General features: G+C 72.0%; 17 protein-coding genes. 11 read left to right on the top strand and 6 right to left on the bottom strand.

The window, feature by feature from the left end; genetic code table 11:
* Positions 1–4: 4 nt before the first annotated feature.
* Positions 5–1,090 (bottom strand): magnesium and cobalt transport protein CorA, encoded by a 1,086-nt coding sequence (locus EST54_RS02505; protein WP_129244606.1) that lies wholly within the window; start codon positions 1,088–1,090, stop codon positions 5–7.
* A gap of 375 nt (positions 1,091–1,465) precedes the next feature.
* Between EST54_RS02505 and EST54_RS02510 the strand changes: the two genes are divergently transcribed.
* Both EST54_RS02510 and EST54_RS02515 read left to right on the top strand, forming a co-directional pair.
* The gene (locus EST54_RS02510; RefSeq protein WP_129244500.1) at positions 1,466–3,784 is read left to right on the top strand and encodes a heavy metal translocating P-type ATPase; all 2,319 of its coding nucleotides are present in this window, start codon (positions 1,466–1,468) and stop codon (positions 3,782–3,784) included.
* 315 nt (positions 3,785–4,099) lie between these two features.
* Entirely contained in the window at positions 4,100–5,038 is a 939-nt protein-coding gene (locus tag EST54_RS02515) for a beta-ketoacyl-ACP synthase III (protein WP_129244502.1), read from the top strand.
* A 55-nt stretch (positions 5,039–5,093) separates the two neighbouring features.
* Here the strand turns inward: EST54_RS02515 and EST54_RS02520 are convergent, their stop codons facing one another.
* Positions 5,094–5,327, bottom strand: a complete 234-nt coding sequence (locus EST54_RS02520; RefSeq protein ID WP_129244504.1) for a hypothetical protein — start codon at positions 5,325–5,327, stop codon at positions 5,094–5,096.
* 99 nt (positions 5,328–5,426) lie between these two features.
* Positions 5,427–6,353: a glutaminase gene (locus EST54_RS02525; protein ID WP_129244506.1), complete on the bottom strand. Its 927-nt coding sequence runs from the start codon at positions 6,351–6,353 to the stop codon at positions 5,427–5,429.
* Between the two features lie 309 nt (positions 6,354–6,662).
* Between EST54_RS02525 and EST54_RS02530 the strand changes: the two genes are divergently transcribed.
* From EST54_RS02530 to EST54_RS02540, 3 genes are all read left to right on the top strand, one after another.
* The gene (locus EST54_RS02530) at positions 6,663–6,896 is read left to right on the top strand and encodes a hypothetical protein (protein WP_006603185.1); all 234 of its coding nucleotides are present in this window, start codon (positions 6,663–6,665) and stop codon (positions 6,894–6,896) included.
* Between the two features lie 166 nt (positions 6,897–7,062).
* Positions 7,063–7,653, top strand: a complete 591-nt coding sequence (locus EST54_RS02535) for an N-acetylmuramoyl-L-alanine amidase (RefSeq protein ID WP_129244508.1) — start codon at positions 7,063–7,065, stop codon at positions 7,651–7,653.
* Positions 7,654–7,699: 46 nt separating this feature from the next.
* Positions 7,700–8,632: a 1-aminocyclopropane-1-carboxylate deaminase/D-cysteine desulfhydrase gene (locus EST54_RS02540; RefSeq protein ID WP_129244511.1), complete on the top strand. Its 933-nt coding sequence runs from the start codon at positions 7,700–7,702 to the stop codon at positions 8,630–8,632.
* Between the two features lie 143 nt (positions 8,633–8,775).
* Here the strand turns inward: EST54_RS02540 and EST54_RS02545 are convergent, their stop codons facing one another.
* On the bottom strand, positions 8,776–10,374 hold the full coding sequence (locus EST54_RS02545; protein ID WP_129244513.1) for a Na+/H+ antiporter: 1,599 nt from the start codon (positions 10,372–10,374) through the stop codon (positions 8,776–8,778).
* Between the two features lie 59 nt (positions 10,375–10,433).
* Here EST54_RS02545 and EST54_RS02550 point away from each other — a divergent pair, with 59 nt between their 5' ends.
* The 4 genes from EST54_RS02550 (at position 10,434) to EST54_RS02565 (ending at position 12,920) form a co-directional block, all read left to right on the top strand.
* A complete protein-coding gene (locus tag EST54_RS02550) occupies positions 10,434–10,694 on the top strand; it encodes a UBP-type zinc finger domain-containing protein (protein ID WP_129244515.1) in 261 nt (86 codons plus the stop codon).
* Positions 10,695–10,726: 32 nt separating this feature from the next.
* Positions 10,727–11,215: a GNAT family N-acetyltransferase gene (locus EST54_RS02555; protein ID WP_129244517.1), complete on the top strand. Its 489-nt coding sequence runs from the start codon at positions 10,727–10,729 to the stop codon at positions 11,213–11,215.
* A gap of 288 nt (positions 11,216–11,503) precedes the next feature.
* A complete protein-coding gene (locus EST54_RS02560; protein WP_006603191.1) occupies positions 11,504–11,917 on the top strand; it encodes an ATP-binding protein in 414 nt (137 codons plus the stop codon).
* 43 nt (positions 11,918–11,960) lie between these two features.
* On the top strand, positions 11,961–12,920 hold the full coding sequence (locus EST54_RS02565) for an RNA polymerase sigma factor SigF (protein ID WP_129244608.1): 960 nt from the start codon (positions 11,961–11,963) through the stop codon (positions 12,918–12,920).
* Positions 12,921–13,009: 89 nt separating this feature from the next.
* Here EST54_RS02565 and EST54_RS02570 read toward each other — a convergent pair whose 3' ends face one another.
* Positions 13,010–13,471, bottom strand: coding sequence for a hypothetical protein (locus tag EST54_RS02570; protein WP_129244610.1), 462 nt, complete (start codon positions 13,469–13,471; stop codon positions 13,010–13,012).
* A 96-nt stretch (positions 13,472–13,567) separates the two neighbouring features.
* On the opposite strand from EST54_RS02570, the gene EST54_RS02575 reads away from it, so the two are divergent.
* Positions 13,568–14,551 (top strand): diacylglycerol/lipid kinase family protein, encoded by a 984-nt coding sequence (locus EST54_RS02575; protein WP_129244519.1) that lies wholly within the window; start codon positions 13,568–13,570, stop codon positions 14,549–14,551.
* Between the two features lie 320 nt (positions 14,552–14,871).
* A complete protein-coding gene (locus tag EST54_RS02580; protein ID WP_003983230.1) occupies positions 14,872–15,129 on the top strand; it encodes a WhiB family transcriptional regulator in 258 nt (85 codons plus the stop codon).
* A gap of 176 nt (positions 15,130–15,305) precedes the next feature.
* Here EST54_RS02580 and EST54_RS02585 read toward each other — a convergent pair whose 3' ends face one another.
* On the bottom strand, positions 15,306–16,778 hold the full coding sequence (locus EST54_RS02585) for a sensor histidine kinase (RefSeq protein WP_129244612.1): 1,473 nt from the start codon (positions 16,776–16,778) through the stop codon (positions 15,306–15,308).
* Positions 16,779–17,111 lie beyond the last annotated feature (333 nt).

Below are 17,111 nucleotides of genomic sequence, written 5' to 3' on the forward strand. Positions count from 1 at the left end.
GCGGCTAGAGCCAGCCGTTCCGCTTGAAGCCGCGGTGGATCACCCAGCAGGTGGCCACGATCAGCACCATCACCAGCGGATAGCCGAACGTCCAGTGCTTTTCCGGCATATGGTCGAAATTCATGCCGTACACGCCGCAGACCATGGTCGGTACGGCGAGGATCGCGACCCAGGCGCTGATCCGGCGCATGTCCTCGTTCTGGGCGACGGTGACCTGGGCGAGATGGGCCTGAAGTATGGAGTTGAGCAGTTCGTCGAAGGCGGTGATCTGCTCGGTGACCCGGTCGAGGTGGTCGGCGACGTCGCGGAAGTACGTCGTGATCCTGGAGTCGACCTCCCGCATGGGCCGCGTCGCCAGCTCCTGCATCGGCCCGTCCAGGGGGGCCACCGCGCGCCTCAGTTCCAGCAGTTCGCGCTTGAGCTGGTAGATCCGGCCGGCGCCGCCGCTGCCGCGGACCGAGAAGACCTCGCTCTCGACGTCGTCGATGTCGCCCTGGACGTCGGCCGTGACATCGAGGTAGTCGTCCACGACGAGGTCGGCGACGGCATGCAGCACCGCGGACGGGCCGAGCGCCAACTGCTCCGGCACGGACTCCAGTTGCTCCCGTAGCGGACCGAGGGAGCCGTGCCCGCCGTGTCGTACGGTGATCACGAAGTCGGTGCCGGTGAAGACCATGATCTCGCCGGTCTCCACGACTTCACTGGTGTCGGTGAGCCGGTCGTGCTCGACATAGCGGACGGTCTTGAAGACGGTGAACAGCGAGCCGTCGTAGTGCTCCAGCTTGGGCCGCTGGTGAGCGTAGACCGCGTCCTCGACGGCGAGCGGGTGCAGCCCGAACAGCTCGACGATTCCGGCGAATTCCTTCTCGGACGGCTCATGCAGACCGATCCAGACAAATCCCTTGCGCGAGTCACGGACCCGCCGGATCGCCACATCGGCCGGGTGATCGCCGTCCTGCCGTACGCCGTCCACGTACACCGCGCAGTTCACCACGGCGGTGCCGAGCGGCGAGCGCGCCGGGTGACTGAGGTCGACTCCCCGGGTGCGCGGCTGCGGCAGCCGGACGGCCTTACGGAGGTTGCTGATCATCGACACCGGGCCAGTATGGCCCGCGACGGCCCGGGAACGGTACGGCGGAGCGCACGTTTTCACGCGGCGTGGTGGCACGGAAACGCGGGGTGGCGCACCGGGATCCGGGCCGCGCGCCGGCCCGGGTGGCCCCGCGAGCGGCCAACTCCGCGGATCCCGCCGGGCTTTGGCCGACGGCACCGTCGGTGCCGGGGCCGACGGAGAGCGCCCCACGGCTACCGTGCCGAGAACCGGATCGGCGGCCGACGGTGTGTGCCCCGGCCCCCACCGGCCACGAGACGACCAGGGGGTGAGCCATCACACGGCCGGGAATACCCCGAGGGGGTATAAGGTTCTCACTGGGGACGGACACCCGCAGCACACCGAGGAGCACTCATGGCCACCGCGATCGGAGAGCACGGCGTCGAGCTGCAGATCGGCGGGATGACCTGCGCCTCGTGCGCCGCCCGCATCGAGAAGAAGCTCAACCGGATGGAAGGCGTCACCGCCACCGTCAACTACGCCACCGAGCGGGCGAAGGTGACCCTCGCGCAGGGCAGCGGCGTCCGAGCCGCGGACCTGATCGCCACCGTGGAGAAGACCGGCTACACCGCCGAGGTCCCCCGGCCGCCGGCCGCCGCCACGCCGGCTCCTGCCCAGCTCCCCGACGGCGCGGACCGCGGCGCGGCGGAGGGCGCGGACGGCGACGGCGACCGCGCCGACGGCCATGGCGCCGACCCGCTCGCCGCGCTCCGCCGGCGGCTGCTGATCTCGCTCGCGCTCTCCGTCCCGGTGGTGCTGATGGCGATGGTGCCGCCGCTGCAGTTCACCTACTGGCAGTGGCTGTCGCTGACCCTGGCCGCGCCCGTGGTGGCGTACGGCGCCTGGCCCTTCCACCGGGCGGCCTGGACGAACCTGCGGCACGGCGCCGCCACGATGGACACCCTCATCTCGATGGGCACCCTCGCCGCCATGGGCTGGTCGCTGTACGCGCTGTTCTTCGGCACCGCCGGCATGCCCGGGATGACCCACCCCTTCGCGCTGACCCTTTCCCGCACCGACGGCGGCAGCGCCCTCTACCTGGAGGCCGCGGCCGGGGTCACCACCTTCATCCTGGCCGGCCGCTATGCCGAGGCCCGCTCGAAGCGGAAGGCAGGGGCGGCGCTGCGGGCGCTGCTGGAGCTGGGCGCCAAGGACGTCACGGTGCTGCGGGACGGCCGGGAGGTGCGCGTGGCGACCGCCGCACTGCGCGTCGGCGACCGCTTCACCGTCCGGCCCGGGGAGAAGATCGCCACCGACGGCACGGTGCTGGAGGGCGCCTCCGCCGTGGACGCCTCGATGCTCACCGGCGAGTCCGTACCGGTCGAGGTCTCCCCCGGCGACACCGTCACCGGCGCCACCGTCAACGCGGGCGGCCGGCTGGTCGTCGAGGCCACCCGGGTCGGCGCCGACACCCAGCTCGCCCGGATGGGTCGGCTGGTCGAGGAGGCGCAGAACGGGAAGGCCGCGGCGCAGCGGCTGGCCGACCGGATCTCCGCGGTCTTCGTCCCGGTCGTGATCGTGCTCGCCCTGGGCACCCTCGGCTACTGGCTCACCGCGGGCGCGGGCGCGGCGGCCGCTTTCACCGCGGCCGTCGCGGTCCTGATCATCGCCTGCCCGTGCGCCCTGGGCCTGGCCACCCCCACCGCACTGATGGCCGGTACCGGCCGCGGCGCCCAGCTCGGCATCCTGCTCAAGGGGCCCGAGGTGCTGGAGTCGACGCGGCGGGTGGACACCGTCGTCCTGGACAAGACCGGCACGGTCACCACCGGCGTGATGACGCTGACCGGGATCCATCTCGCCGAGGGCGAGTCGGAGGCGGAGGTGCTGCGGCTGGCCGGTGCGCTGGAGCACGCCTCCGAGCACCCCGTCGCCCGCGCCGTCGCCGCGCAGGCCGCGTCCCGCGCCGGCACCCTGCCCACCCCCGCGGAGTTCACGAACGTCCCGGGCCTCGGCGTGACGGGTGTGGTCGAGGGCCACGCCGTCGTGGTGGGCCGCGCACAGCTGCTGGAGCAGCGGGAGCTGCCCCTGCCGCCCGCGCTGGCGACGGCCCGGGCCACGGCCGAGGCCCGGGGCCGTACCGCGGTGGCCGTCGGCTGGGACGGCGCGGCGCGCGCGGTGCTGGTGGTGTCCGACGCGGTGAAGCCCACCAGCGCCGAGGCGGTGCGCCGGCTGCGCGCGCTGGGGCTGACCCCGGTGCTGCTGACCGGCGACAACCAGGCCGTCGCGGCGTCGGTCGCGGCCGAGGTCGGGATCGACGAGGTGATCGCCGAGGTGCTGCCCGAGGACAAGGTGGCGGTGGTGGAGCGGCTGCGGTCCGAGGGCCGCTCGGTCGCCATGGTCGGCGACGGCGTCAATGACGCGGCCGCGCTGGCCACCGCCGACCTGGGGCTGGCGATGGGCACCGGCACCGACGCCGCCATCGAGGCCGGGGACCTCACCCTCGTCCGGGGCGATCTGCGGGCCGCGGCGGACGCCATCCGGCTGGCCCGCGCCACCCTCGGCACCATCCGGACCAATCTGTTCTGGGCGTTCGGCTACAACGTGGCGGCGCTGCCGCTGGCCGCGGCCGGACTGCTCAACCCGATGATCGCCGGGGCCGCGATGGCCTGCTCGTCGGTCTTCGTCGTCGGCAACAGCCTGCGGCTGCGCCGCTTCCGGGCGCTCGCCGGATAGTCGCCGGACGCGCCCGGCGGTCAGGGGCGCGCCCCGCCGGCCGCAGGACGCGCCCGCGAGCGGAGCAATACCCCCCGCGGGCCCCCGCTCTGCCGTTGGATCGGGCGGGCTGCTGCCCCTGCGCGATCCCGCGTCGCCGCCTGTGGGCGCCCCGCACCGTGCGGGGCGCCCACGGGTCCGGAACGGCGGGCGCCGGCCCCGGTTCTGACCACTGTCTCCAGTTCTGGCGACGGAAGATTGGCAGTTCACGCAGCCACCGGCCAGGAGCGAGGGGTGAGACTGGTGACTTACCGCCCACGACGTACAGGGGAATTCATGACCGGGTCACGCATCCTGGCCCTCGGCCATTACCAGCCCTCCGGCGTGCTCACCAACGACGACCTGGCCAAGATCGTCGACACCGACGACGCCTGGATCCGCAGCCGGGTCGGTATCCGCACCCGGCATGTGGCCGCCCCGGACGAGACCGTGGACGCGATGGCGGCCGCCGCCGCGGCCAAGGCCCTGGCCGCCAGCGGGCTGGCCCCGCAGGACATCGACCTGGTGCTGGTCGCCACCTGCACGGCCGCCGACCGCAGCCCGAACGCCGCGGCCCGGGTCGCCGCCCGGCTCGGGCTCAGCGCCCCGGCCACCATGGACCTCAACGTCGTCTGCTCCGGCTTCACCCATGCGCTGGCCACCGCCGACCACGCCATCCGGGCCGGTTCCACGAAGCATGCGCTGGTCATCGGCGCGGAGAAGTTCACCGACGTCGTCGACTGGACGGACCGCACGACCTGTGTGCTGGTCGGGGACGGGGCGGGGGCCGCCGTCGTCAGCGCCTCGCCGGACCCGGAGATCGGGCCGGTGCTGTGGGGCTCGGTGCCGCAGATGGGCGGTGCGGTCCGCATCGAGGGCGAGCCGGCCCGGTTCTCCCAGGAGGGCCAGACCGTCTACCGCTGGGCGACCACCCAGCTGCCGGCCATCGCCCGCCAGGTGTGCGAACGCTCCGGGATCACGCCCGCCGACCTCGCCGGGGTGGTGCTGCACCAGGCCAACCTGCGGATCATCGAGCCGGTCGCGGAGCGGCTCGGCGCGGTCAACGCGGTGGTCGCCAAGGACGTCGTCGACTCCGGGAACACCTCCGCGGCCTCCGTCCCGCTCGCGCTGTCCAAGCTGGTCGAACGGCGCGAGATCGCCGCCGGCGACCCGGTGCTGCTGTTCGCCTTCGGCGGCAACCTCTCGTACGCGGGACAGGTCATCCGCTGCCCCTGAGGCCGCACCGGGCCGGGACCGGTCCGTCCAGGACCGCGCCACAACGGACGACCGGCTACGCGATGTCCCCCGGGTGCTCACGCAGGTACAGCGCGCCGCAGGTGTGGCAGAACGGCTCCCCCTGGCGCGTGCCCCACACCTCGGCCGATTGGGTGGCGGCCGCCGGGGCCAGCTCCCGTCCGCACATCGCGAGGGTGCCGTCCAGCCGCACCATGTGCCAGATCTTCACCGGTGTGTCCGCGTGCGGCAGGACGCCTTCCTCGTACTCGGCGCGCATCTCGTGCTCCATGGCGCTGCACCTCCTACGCCCACGATGCGCCAGCCGACCAGGGGCCACAACGGCAGCCCCGGCCGCTCACCGGGCCGGCCATGCCCTCTCAGGCCCTGGCTAGAACACCGACCAGCCGGTCAGCGTCGTGAAGTGGTCCAGGGCCGCGGCGCCCGCGACGGAGTTGCCCCGGGCGTCGAGGCCGGGGCTCCACACGCACAGGGTGCAGCGGCCGGGGATCACCGCGATGATGCCGCCGCCGACCCCGCTCTTCGCGGGCAGCCCGACGCGGTAGGCGAACTCCCCGGCGGCGTCGTACGTCCCGCAGGTGAGCATCACCGCGTTGATCCGCTTGGCCTCGCGGGCCTCCAGCAGCCGGCTGCCGTCGGCGCGCAGCCCGTGGCGGGCCAGGAATCCGCCGGCCACGGCCAGGTCCCGGCAGCTCATCTCGATCGCGCACTGCCAGAAGTAGTGCTCGATGACGCTGGGGACCGGGTTCTCCAGGTTGCCGAAGGACGCCATGAAGTGGGCCAGCGCGGCGTTGCGGTCACCGTGCCCGGCCTCGGACTCGGCCACCGCCGGGTCGAAGGCGAGGTCCGGGTTGCCGCTCTCTTCCCGCAGGAAGTCCAGCATCGAGGTGCTGGCGTCACCGGTCAGGGTCTGCAGCCGGTCGGTGACCACCAGCGCGCCCGCGTTGATGAACGGGTTGCGCGGGATGCCGTTCTCCGCCTCCAGCTGCACCAGCGAGTTGAACGGCGTGCCCGACGGCTCGCGGCCCACCCGCTTCCAGATGCCGTCCTCGCCCTGGCTGCCGGGGCTCTGGGCCATCACCAGCGCCAGCGAGAAGGCCTTGGAGATGGACTGGACGGAGAACGGGACCTCCCAGTCGCCGACGCCGTGCACCGCGCCGTGGATGTCGGCCACCGCGATCCCGAAACGGTCCGCGGAGACCCGTTCGAGCGCCGGTATGTAGTCGGCGACGCGCCCCCGTCGCACCAGCGGCCGGGCGTAGGCCGCTACCTCTTCCAGAACGGCCTGGTAGTCCATGACGCACACGCTAACCCGGCGTGCCCGGCGCCCCCAGGGGAGCCCCCACCAGTGACTCCACCGCACGGCCGGGGTCTTGGGCCGGGGAGCCGCTGTGCCGTCGGACCCACCGGCCGGAGCGGGAACGGTGCACGGCGGGTTCCCCTCCTCGCGCCGGGCGGCCGGGACACCCGCTCCCGGTGTCCGCCGGCTACGCCGGGTGGCCCACCCGTCTCGCGCTCCGCGCCCGCATCGCCCAGCCTGGCACGGGAACCCCACGGCGGTCCGCGCCGTTGATCCCTTACGACACGGACCTCACGGAGGTGGCACATGACAGGGTTTCTCGATCGCGCCAAGGAGCAGGCCCGGCAGGGCCTGGAAGCCGGCAAGCAGAAGGTCGACGAGGTACAGCAACAGCGGGCCGGCAACGACCTGCTGAAGAAGCTGGGCGCCGCCTACTTCGCCGAGCGGCGCGGCAGCGGCTCCCCCGAGGCGACCCAGGACGCGCTCAACGCCCTCGAAGCGCACGTCAACGCGCACGGCGACGCCTTCCTGCACGGATAGCACCGCGCCCGGTCCCGCCGCGCGCGAGGCCGAAATCGCTCGCTCATCCCCCGAACGGCCGGCCCGCTTTTCGCCGTTCCCCTCCCGCGGCCCGGCCCGGTCCCGTACAAGCGAGACAGGAGGCGGTGCGCGGTCGGCGGCCGCCGTGTCCGCATCGGAGTGGGCCATGTCCGTACCACTGTCCGCCGCCCGGTTCCGCCACGCGCTCACGGCCGAGGGCCTGCGGGTCGCCGAGGTCGCCGGCTGGGAGACGCACAACCGCAACAGCAAGGGGCCCTGGGGCCCGGTGCACGGCGTGATGGTGCACCACACCGGTACCTCCGGCGCCGACAGCACCGTCCAGCTCTGCTACGACGGCCGCCCGGACCTGCCGGGGCCGCTGTGCCACGGCGTGATCACCAAGGACGGCACGGTGCATCTGGTCGGCTGCGGCCGCGCCAATCACGCGGGCCTCGGCGACGGCGACGTGCTGCGCGCGGTGATCGCCGAGAAGCGGCTGCCGCCGGACAACGAGGCCGACACCGACGGCAACTGCTTCTTCTACGGCTTCGAGTGCGAGAACCTCGGCGACGGCAAGGACCCCTGGCCGCCGGCGCAGCTGGAGGCCGTGGAGAAGGCCGCGGCGGCGCTGTGCCGGGCGCACGGCTGGACCGAGCGCTCGGTGATCGGGCATCTGGAGTGGCAGCCGGGCAAGGTCGATCCGCGCGGCTTCACGATGCACTGGCTGCGCGAGCGGATCGGCGACCGGCTGAAATGAGCGGCCCGCGGTACGCGCCGGGCCCGCCGCGGCGCCACCCGGGACAATGGGCCGGGTGACCCGCACCGCCCCCGGCCAGCAGCCGGACCCGCACACCCTGCGCCCGCGTCTGCCCTCGCCCGTCCAGGAACTCACGGACGGGCCGTTCGCCCGCCGCGGGATACGGCTGCTGCTCAAGCGGGACGATCTGATCCACCCGGATCTGCCGGGCAACAAGTGGCGCAAACTGGAGCCGAATCTGCGGGCCGCCGCCGCGGCCGGCGACCGCACGCTGCTGACCTTCGGCGGGGCGTACTCCAACCATCTGCGGGCGACGGCCGCGGCGGGCCGGCTGCTGGGCTTTTGCACCATCGGCGTGGTCCGCGGCGACGAGCTGGCCGGGCGGCCGCTCAATCCGTCGCTGGCCCGCTGCGCCGCCGACGGGATGCGGCTGCACTTCCTCGACCGGGCCCGCTACCGCCGCGCCACCGACCCGGACGTCCTCGCCGTCCTGCACGACCGCTTCGGCGCATTCCGCCTCATACCGGAGGGCGGCAGCAACTCCCTTGCCGCCCAAGGCTGTACGGAACTGGGCCGGGAGCTGCGCGGGGTGGCGGACACGGTCGCGGTGGCCTGCGGCACGGGCGGCACGCTGGCGGGGCTCGCCGCCGGACTGGGCCCGAGGCAGCGCGCCCTGGGCTTCCCCGTGCTCAAGGGCGGCCGTCCGCATTTCCTGGGGCGGGCGGTCGCGGAGCTGCAGACCGCGGCGTTCGGCGGGCCGCGCGGCACCTGGCGGCTGGACGACCGCTTCCACTGCGGCGGCTATGCCCGCCGCACCCCTGAACTCGACGCGTTCGCGGACGCCTTCGAGGACCGGCACGGGCTGCCGCTGGAGCGCAGCTACGTCGCCAAGCTGCTGTACGGGCTGACCACGCTGGCCGAGGAAGGCGCCTTCGCCCCCGGCAGCGCAGTGGCCGCCGTGATCACCGGCAGGCCCTGAGCGGGGAGCCTTCGCGGGACGGCGGACCGGCGAAACGGTGGGACGGCGGGACGGCGAAGCGGCGGGCCAACGGGGCAGCGGGACGGCGGGGGCCGCCGAACTCCGGCCGTCCGCCCCCCACGCCAGGAGCCCCTCCCCCTCCCCTACGCCGCCACTTCCCGGTAGGCCGTCGCCTCCTCCAGGTCCAGCCTGCGCAGCAGCGTCCGCAGCATCTCGTCGTCGATCCGCCGGGCGTCCCGCAGCCGGACGAACACCTGCCGTTCGGTGTCGATCATCTCCCGGGCCAGCCGCCGGTAGGTCTCGTCGGCGGACTCCCCGGTCACCTCGTTGACCGCGCCGAGCCGCTCCCACACGGAGTTGCGGCGCCGTTCCATGACCGTGCGCAGCCGGTCGGCGAGCGGTCCCGGCAGGGCGTTGCGGTCGTCCCGCAAGAGCTCCTCCAGACGTTCCTCGGCGGCCCGCGAGGCCTCGTTCTGCGCCTCTGCCTCGGCCAGCGTCTCGGCCTGGGCGTCCCGGCCGGGCAGCTTCAGCGCGCGGATCAGCGGCGGCAGCGTCAGCCCCTGGACGACCAGGGTGGCGATGACGGTGGTGAAGGTCAGGAAGAGCACGAGGTTGCGGGCCGGGAAGGCGGCGCCGTGCCCGGCCGCCGGGATGGAGAACGCGATGGCCAGCGACACCACCCCGCGCATCCCGGCCCAGCCGACGATGACCGGCGCGGTCCAGTTCGTCCCCGGTTCGCGGGCGCGGATCCGGGCCGACAGGGCGCGCGGCAGATAGGTGGCCGGAAAGACCCACACGAACCGCGCCAGGACCACGACCAGGAACAGCACCACCGCGTACGCCAGGGCCTGCGTCCCGCTGAACCGCCCCAGGCCGCGCAGCACGACCGGCAGCTGCAGCCCGATCAGCGCGAAGACGGCCGACTCCAGGACGAAGGAGACCATCTTCCACACCGCCTCCTCCTGGAGCCGGGTCTCGAAGTCGACCTGCCAGGAGCGGTGGCCCAGATAGAGGGCGACCACGACGACGGCCAGTACACCGGAGGCGCCGAACTGCTCGGCCACCGCGTAGGCGACGAACGGGATGAGCAGCGAGAGGGTGTTCTCCAGCAGCGCCGATTCGCGCAGCCGGACCCGCAGCCAGTGCAGCGGCACCATCAGGACGACGCCGATGCCGATGCCACCCAGGGACGCGACGGCGAACGCCCTGAGCCCCTCTCCCCAGGTGGTGGCCGCCCCGAGGGCCGCGGCCAGCGCGACCTTGTACGCGGTGATCGCGGTGGCGTCGTTGACCAGGGATTCGCCCTGCAGAATCGTGGTGATCCGGTGCGGCAGCCCGAGCCTGCGGGCGATGGCGGTGGCCGCGACCGCGTCCGGCGGCGCGACCACGGCGCCCAGGACGAGCGCGGCGGTCAGCGGCAGGCCCGGGACGACGAGATGGGCCGCATAGCCGACCACGAGCGTGGCGAACAGGACATAGCCCACCGACAGCAGCGCCACCGGCCGCAGATTGGCCCGCAGATCCAGGTACGAGCTGTCCAGCGCCGCGGTGTGCAGCAAAGGGGGCAGCACCAGCGGCAGCACGATGTGCGGATCGAGGGTGTAGTCCGGCAGGCCCGGGACGACGGAGGCCGCGAGCCCCGCGGCGACCAGCAGCAGCGGGGCGGGGACCGGCGTACGGCGCGCCAGTCCGGCGACCGCCGCGCTCCCCGCGACCAGCAACAACAGCGGCATGACAGCCATCGGCCCCGTCCCGTCCCGGTATTCTCCGCCGGCCGTCCCGGCGCTCTAACCTGGCCATCATGAGCGAGTGCACCCACGTTCCCGGACTGCCGCGCGCCGAGCCGGCCCCGCTGAGCGCCACCTGCCTGGAGTGCCTGGCCGTCGGCAGCCACCCCGTACAGCTGCGGCTCTGCCTGGTCTGCGGCCATGTCGGGTGCTGCGATTCCTCGCCGTTCCGGCATGCCACCGGGCACTTCGAGGAGACCGGCCACCCCGTGATGCGGACCTTCGAACCGGGCGACTCCTGGCGCTGGTGCTTCGTCGATCAGCAGCTGGTGTGAAGAGCCGGGCGGCGTCCGTTTAGCCTTCGGACATGATCCGCGCAGCGACCCCCGACGACGTCCCCGCCATCCTGGCCATGATCGGCGAGCTGGCCGCGTACGAGCGCGAGCCCGAGGCCGCGCAGGCCACCGAGCCGCAGCTGAAGGAGGCCCTCTTCGGCCCGCAGCCGGCCGCCTTCGCACTGCTCGCGGAGTCCGGTGACGCCCCGGTCGGCTTCGCCCTGTGGTTCCGGAACTTCTCGACGTGGACAGGCACGCACGGTGTCTATCTGGAGGACCTGTACGTCCGCCCCGAGGCGCGCGGCGACGGTCACGGCAAGGCGCTGCTCGCGGCTCTCGCGGAGATCTGCGTGGCCCGCGGTTACGAGCGTTTCGAGTGGTCGGTCCTGGATTGGAATGAACCGTCCATCGGCTTTTATCGGTCCATCGGCGCCCGGCCCATGGACGAATGGACGACCTTCCGGCTCACTGGGGAGGCACTGCACCACCTTGCCGCCACCTCACGTGTCAACGGAGCGTAATCGCCATCGATTTGGCAGTGCACACCCCTAGCCACTTTCCGTACCCGTGGATTTACAATCAGTAACAGCAGTGGCGCCGGGAGAACCGGGGCCGGATCGCCCTCCGGACGGCAGTCGTCCTTCTTCCGGGCGACACCGGCCCACAGATCGCGATAGCGTCACAGCCGAACCATGCATCGCGCCTGATCGTTCTTCTTTCACGGAAGGGGAAAAGGCCGGCGCATATCCCGAACAACGCGAATATCGCGCATTCCAGCTCAACCAGCTTGTGCCACCTTGGAGGTGAGGGTGTCCCAGATCGCAGGCGAGCCCGGGACTCAGGACTTCGTGGAAGTCCGTCTGCCCGCTGCGGGTGCCTACCTGTCCGTGCTGCGTACGGCCACGGCCGGACTCGCAGCCCGCTTGGACTTCACCCTCGACGAGATCGAGGATCTGCGCATCGCGGTCGACGAGGCCTGCGCGATCCTGCTGCAACAGGCCGTCCCCGGCAGCGTGCTGAGCTGCGTCTTCCGCCTGATCGACGACGCACTTCAGGTCACGGTGTCGGCCCCGACGACCGACGGCCGCGCCCCGGAGCGCGACACCTTCGCCTGGACGGTGCTCTCCGCACTGGCCGGCAAGGTCGATTCCACCGTCGCCGAGGACCAGACGGTCACCATCAGTCTGTACAAGGAGCGCGGCGCCGGTCCCGGACCGTCATGACCGAACAGGGGGCCCCGTGAAAGATCTCGAACGCGGCGGGCGGATGGCGGCCAGTACCACCATCCCCGGGCAGCAGGCCCGGCCGCATCCGGTGGGTGTGTCCCACCACGGCGGCCGGTTGAATGCGGCGGAGCAGGCAGAGCGGGCGGACCACATGGAGCAGAGCGAGCAGCCGGGGCAGCAGGAGCATCAGCACGATGCGCCGGCCCCCGAACACCAGCTGCAGGATCACCAGCATTCCCAGGAGCCGCACGACCGCAGCGGCGCCCGGGCGATGTTCTACGAACTGCGCGGACTGCCGGACGGTTCCCCGGAGCGCGCGGAGCTGCGCAATGCTCTCGTGCGGATGCACCTCCCGCTCGTCGAGCATCTGGCCCGGCGCTTCCGCAACCGCGGTGAGCCGCTGGACGATCTGACCCAGGTCGCCACCATCGGTCTGATCAAGTCCGTGGACCGCTTCGACCCGGACCGCGGGGTGGAGTTCTCCACCTACGCCACCCCCACCGTCGTCGGCGAGATCAAGCGGCACTTCCGCGACAAGGGCTGGGCGGTCCGCGTTCCGCGCCGCCTCCAGGAGCTGCGGCTGTCGCTGACCACCGCGACCGCCGAGCTGTCCCAGCGGCACGGCCGGGCCCCCACCGTCCATGAACTGGCCGAGCATCTGGCGATCTCCGAGGAGGAGGTGCTGGAGGGCCTGGAGTCCGCCAACGCGTACAGCACGCTCTCCCTGGACGTCCCGGACACGGACGACGAGTCCCCCGCGGTCGCCGACACCCTCGGCGCCGAGGACGAGGCGCTGGAGGGCGTGGAGTACCGCGAGTCCCTCAAGCCGCTGCTGGAGGACCTCCCGCCGCGGGAGAAGAAGATCCTGCTGCTGCGGTTCTTCGGCAACATGACCCAGTCGCAGATCGCCCAGGAGGTCGGCATCTCCCAGATGCACGTCTCCCGGCTCCTGGCCCGCACCCTCGCCCAGCTGCGCGACAAGCTGCTCGTCGAGGAGTGAACGGACCCGGCGCGCACGCACCGGCCGACAGGCGAAGGGGCGGGATCCACCGGATCCCGCCCCTTCGTCCGTTCCGTTCCCGGCGCCGGTCAGGGAGCCTCCCGCGGCCCGATGCCCAGGGCCTCGGTGGCCGTCGGATTGACCAGCAGGACGAGCACCACCAGCGCGGCCACGGCCAGTGCGATGCCGGCCGCGATCAGCGCACCGCCGCCGTTCACCAGCGTCCAGGCCACCGGCAGCGCCACGATCTGGGTGATCAGCGCGGGGCCCCGGCTCCAGCGGCGGCGCAGCCACAGCCCCCGCGCGGCCACCAGCGGCAGCACCGCGAGCGCGACGACGGTCAGCCCGCCCATCTCCGCCTGCTGCGCACTGTCCGGCGCACCGGCGAGCCCCATGATCAGCATGTACGCACCGAGGGCGGCCAGCGCGAGCCCTTCGACCGCGGTGAGCGCCGCGGCGGCGGTCAACCGGGCGGGCCGCGGGCCGGCCGGCTCCTGGACGGCGGGGGCGTCGGCGGCTCGGGACGCGGACTGCTTCTGCTGACTGCTCACCCCAGCAGGGTAGCGCCGGTGCGCGCCGCCGCCGGGGACGCCCCGGGGGCGGACGGGGCGTGAGACCGGTAACAGCAGGTAGGTACGCTGCTCCATATGCGCGCACTCCTCGTGGTCAATCCCGCAGCAACCACCACCAGTGTCCGCACCCGTGACGTCCTCACCCACGCGCTCGCCAGCGACCTCAAGCTGGAGGTCGCCGAGACGCAGTACCGCGGGCATGCACGTGATCTCGCCCGGCAGGCCACCGAGGGCGGGCAGACCGAACTGGTCGTGGCGCTCGGCGGCGACGGCACGGTCAACGAGGTCGTCAACGGTCTGCTGGCGAGCGGCCCTGATCCGGAGTCACATCCCCGGCTGGCCGTCGTCCCCGGCGGCTCCACCAATGTCTTCGCCCGCGCCCTCGGGCTGCCCAACGACGTGGTGGAGGCGACCGGCGCCCTGCTGGACGCGCTGCGCGACGGCAGCGAGCGCACGATCGGCCTGGGCCTCGCCGCGGGCACGCCCGGCACCGAGGACGAGGGCGTACCGGAACGCTGGTTCACCTTCTGCGCGGGCTTCGGTTTCGACGCCGGTGTCGTCGGCCGGGTCGAGCAGCAGCGCGAACGCGGCAAGCGTTCGACCCACGCCCTGTACGTGCGACAGGTCGTACGGCAGTTCCTGGGCGAGGCGAACCGCAGGCGGGGCGTGATCACCCTCGAACGCCCGGGCGACACCGAGGGCGCCGCGGAGATCGTCGAGAACCTCGCGCTGGCCATAATCTGCAACACCGCTCCGTGGTCCTACCTGGGCAATCGGCCGATCTACCCGGCGCCGGACGCCTCGTTCGACACGGCCCTGGATGTGTTCGCACTGAGCAAGCTCTCACCGGCCGCGGTGACCCGGTATGTCACCCAGCTTCTGACGTCAACGCCCGAGCGCGGGCCCCACGGCAAGCACGCACTCTCACATCACGACCTCACGAACTTCACCTTGCATTCGCAGGTTCCCCTGCCCTTCCAGATGGACGGTGACCACCTGGGACTGCGTACGAGTGTGACGTTCACAGGCGTTCGCCGTGCACTGCGTGTGATTGTGTGAGCAGTAGGGGCCAAAGTCCTTTCACTCGAACGTTTAGACTGGTTTCCACCCCCTGGAATGACGGCTGTGAGCTAGGCGACACCAAGGATTCAAAAAAAAGTTTCCGGAAGGGGTTGTATCCGCAGCCGAGGTTTGCGAGTCTCTTCCTGGCGATCGGGACGGCCGCTTCACCGGCCCCCTTGAGAGCCCGAATCCTCCTCCTCATTCTTCAGGACCGCGCCAGTTCACGACTGGGGTTCGGCCCTTCCCTTGTGGAGGGATTCGTGAAAGCGTTCACATTCACAAGCAACGATCCCGTCACACGAGGAGATGGAGCAGCCATGGACTGGCGTCACCGCGCCGTTTGCCGCGAGGAAGACCCCGAGCTCTTCTTCCCCATCGGCAACACCGGTCCTGCGCTCCTGCAGATCGAGGAAGCCAAGGCCGTCTGCCGCCGCTGCCCCGTCATGGAGCAGTGCCTGCAGTGGGCGCTCGAGTCCGGCCAGGACTCCGGCGTCTGGGGAGGTCTGAGCGAGGACGAGCGCCGCGCGATGAAGCGCCGTGCAGCTCGCAACCGGGCGCGCAACGCCAGCGCCTGAGCCAGCCGCCCCGTGGCCCCCGAGCCGCAGCGCGCAGTACCCCCGATGCACCTCCGGAGCCGATCAGCCCGGTCGTAATCGCATCGCAAGAGCTTTGAGCCCCGGACCGGATGGGTCCGGGGCTTGCTGCTGTCCGGGGCGGGTACGGACCGGCGGCGGGGACGGCGGCCCGGGTCTCAGTGCTGCTTCTCGGCGCGTACGGGGACGTCGAGGATGACCTGCGTGCCGCGCTCGGGGGCCGGCACCATGTCGAACGTGCCGCCCAACTCCCCCTCCACCAGGGTCCGTACGATCTGCAGCCCCAGATTTCCGGCGCGCTGCGGATCGAAGTTCTCGGGCAGGCCGCGGCCGTCGTCCTGGACGGTGACCAGCAGCCGGGGTTCCGTACGGCTGCCGCCGCGCACCGCGCTGACCTCGACCGTGCCGTGCTCCGCCGGGCCGAAGGCGTGCTCCAGGGCGTTCTGCAGGACCTCGGTGAGCACCATCGACAGCGGGGTGGCCACCTCGGCGTCCAGGATGCCGAAGCGTCCGGTGCGGCGGGTGGTCACCTTGCCCGGGGAGATCTCCGCCACCATGGCCAGCACCCGGTCGGCGATCTCGTCGAACTCGACCCGTTCATCGAGGGTCTGGGACAGCGTCTCGTGCACGATCGCGATCGAACCGACCCTGCGTACGGCCTCGTTGAGCGCGTCGCGGCCCTGGGCGGAATCCATCCGGCGGGACTGCAGCCGCAGCAGCGCGGCCACCGTCTGCAAATTGTTCTTCACCCGGTGGTGGATTTCCCGGATGGTGGCGTCCTTGGTGATCAGCTCGCGCTCGCGACGTCTCAGTTCGGTCACATCGCGCAGCAAAACCAGTGAACCGATGTGCGTCCCCTTCGGTTTGAGCGGAATGGCGCGCAATTGAATGACGCCCTCATTTCCCTCGACCTCGAATTCCCGGGGGGCCCAGCCGCTGGCGAGCCGGACCAGTGCCTCGTCCACCGGGCCGCGGGCGGGGGCGAGTTCGGCGGTGGCCCGGCCCAGGTGATGGCCCACCAGGTCGGCGGCGAGACCGAGCCGGTGGTAGGCGGAGAGGGCGTTGGGGCTGGCGTACTGGACGACACCGTCCGCGTCGAGCCGGATCAGTCCGTCGCCGGCGCGCGGCGAGGCGTCCATGTCGACCTGCTGGCCGGGGAAGGGGAAGGTGCCGGCGGCGATCATCTGGGCGAGGTCGGAGGCGCTCTGGAGATAGGTGAGCTCCAGCCGGCTGGGGGTGCGTACGGTCAGCAGATTGGTGTTGCGGGCGATCACCCCGAGCACCCGGCCCTCGCGGCGTACCGGGATGGACTCGACGCGTACCGGCACCTCCTCGCGCCACTCCGGGTCGCCCTCGCGCACGATGCGGCCCTCGTCCAGCGCGGAATCCAGCATCGGGCGCCGGCCGCGGGGAACGAGATGGCCGACCATGTCGTCCTGATAGGAGGTGGGGCCCGTATTGGGCCGCATCTGGGCCACCGAGACATAGCGGGTGCCGTCGAGGGTCGGCACCCACAGCACCAGATCGGCGAAGGAGAGGTCGGAGAGCAGCTGCCACTCCGAGACCAGCAGATGGAGCCACTCGAGGTCGGTGTCGCTCAGAGCGGTGTGCTGGCGTACGAGGTCGTTCATGGAGGGCACGTCTTGGAGCCTACCGGCGTACCCTGTAGGCGCTGCGTCTGCATGGGCATGGACAAGTGAGAATGGTCTACTCCAGAATGCGGCAAGGCCTCCGTTCTCCCCGCACAGGAGAACGGAACGAGGCCGCAGGCGCTCTCTGCCCTGACTGCGCCGAGGCCTCCGATCGACCGGTCCCAGGACGGGACCGTGCCCCCACCGCACACGGGGGTGCCTTCCGCCCGTAGGGCGGGACCGGCCGATGTCAGCTCCGGGCTGCGGTGCCGGACAGGTTGAGGGTCCTGTCCCGGCGCCGCGGCCCGCGGGTGTTTCCGGGGCCGTGCACCT

The organism is Streptomyces sioyaensis (genome assembly GCF_004122735.1).
Lineage (GTDB): Bacteria > Actinomycetota > Actinomycetes > Streptomycetales > Streptomycetaceae > Streptomyces > Streptomyces sioyaensis.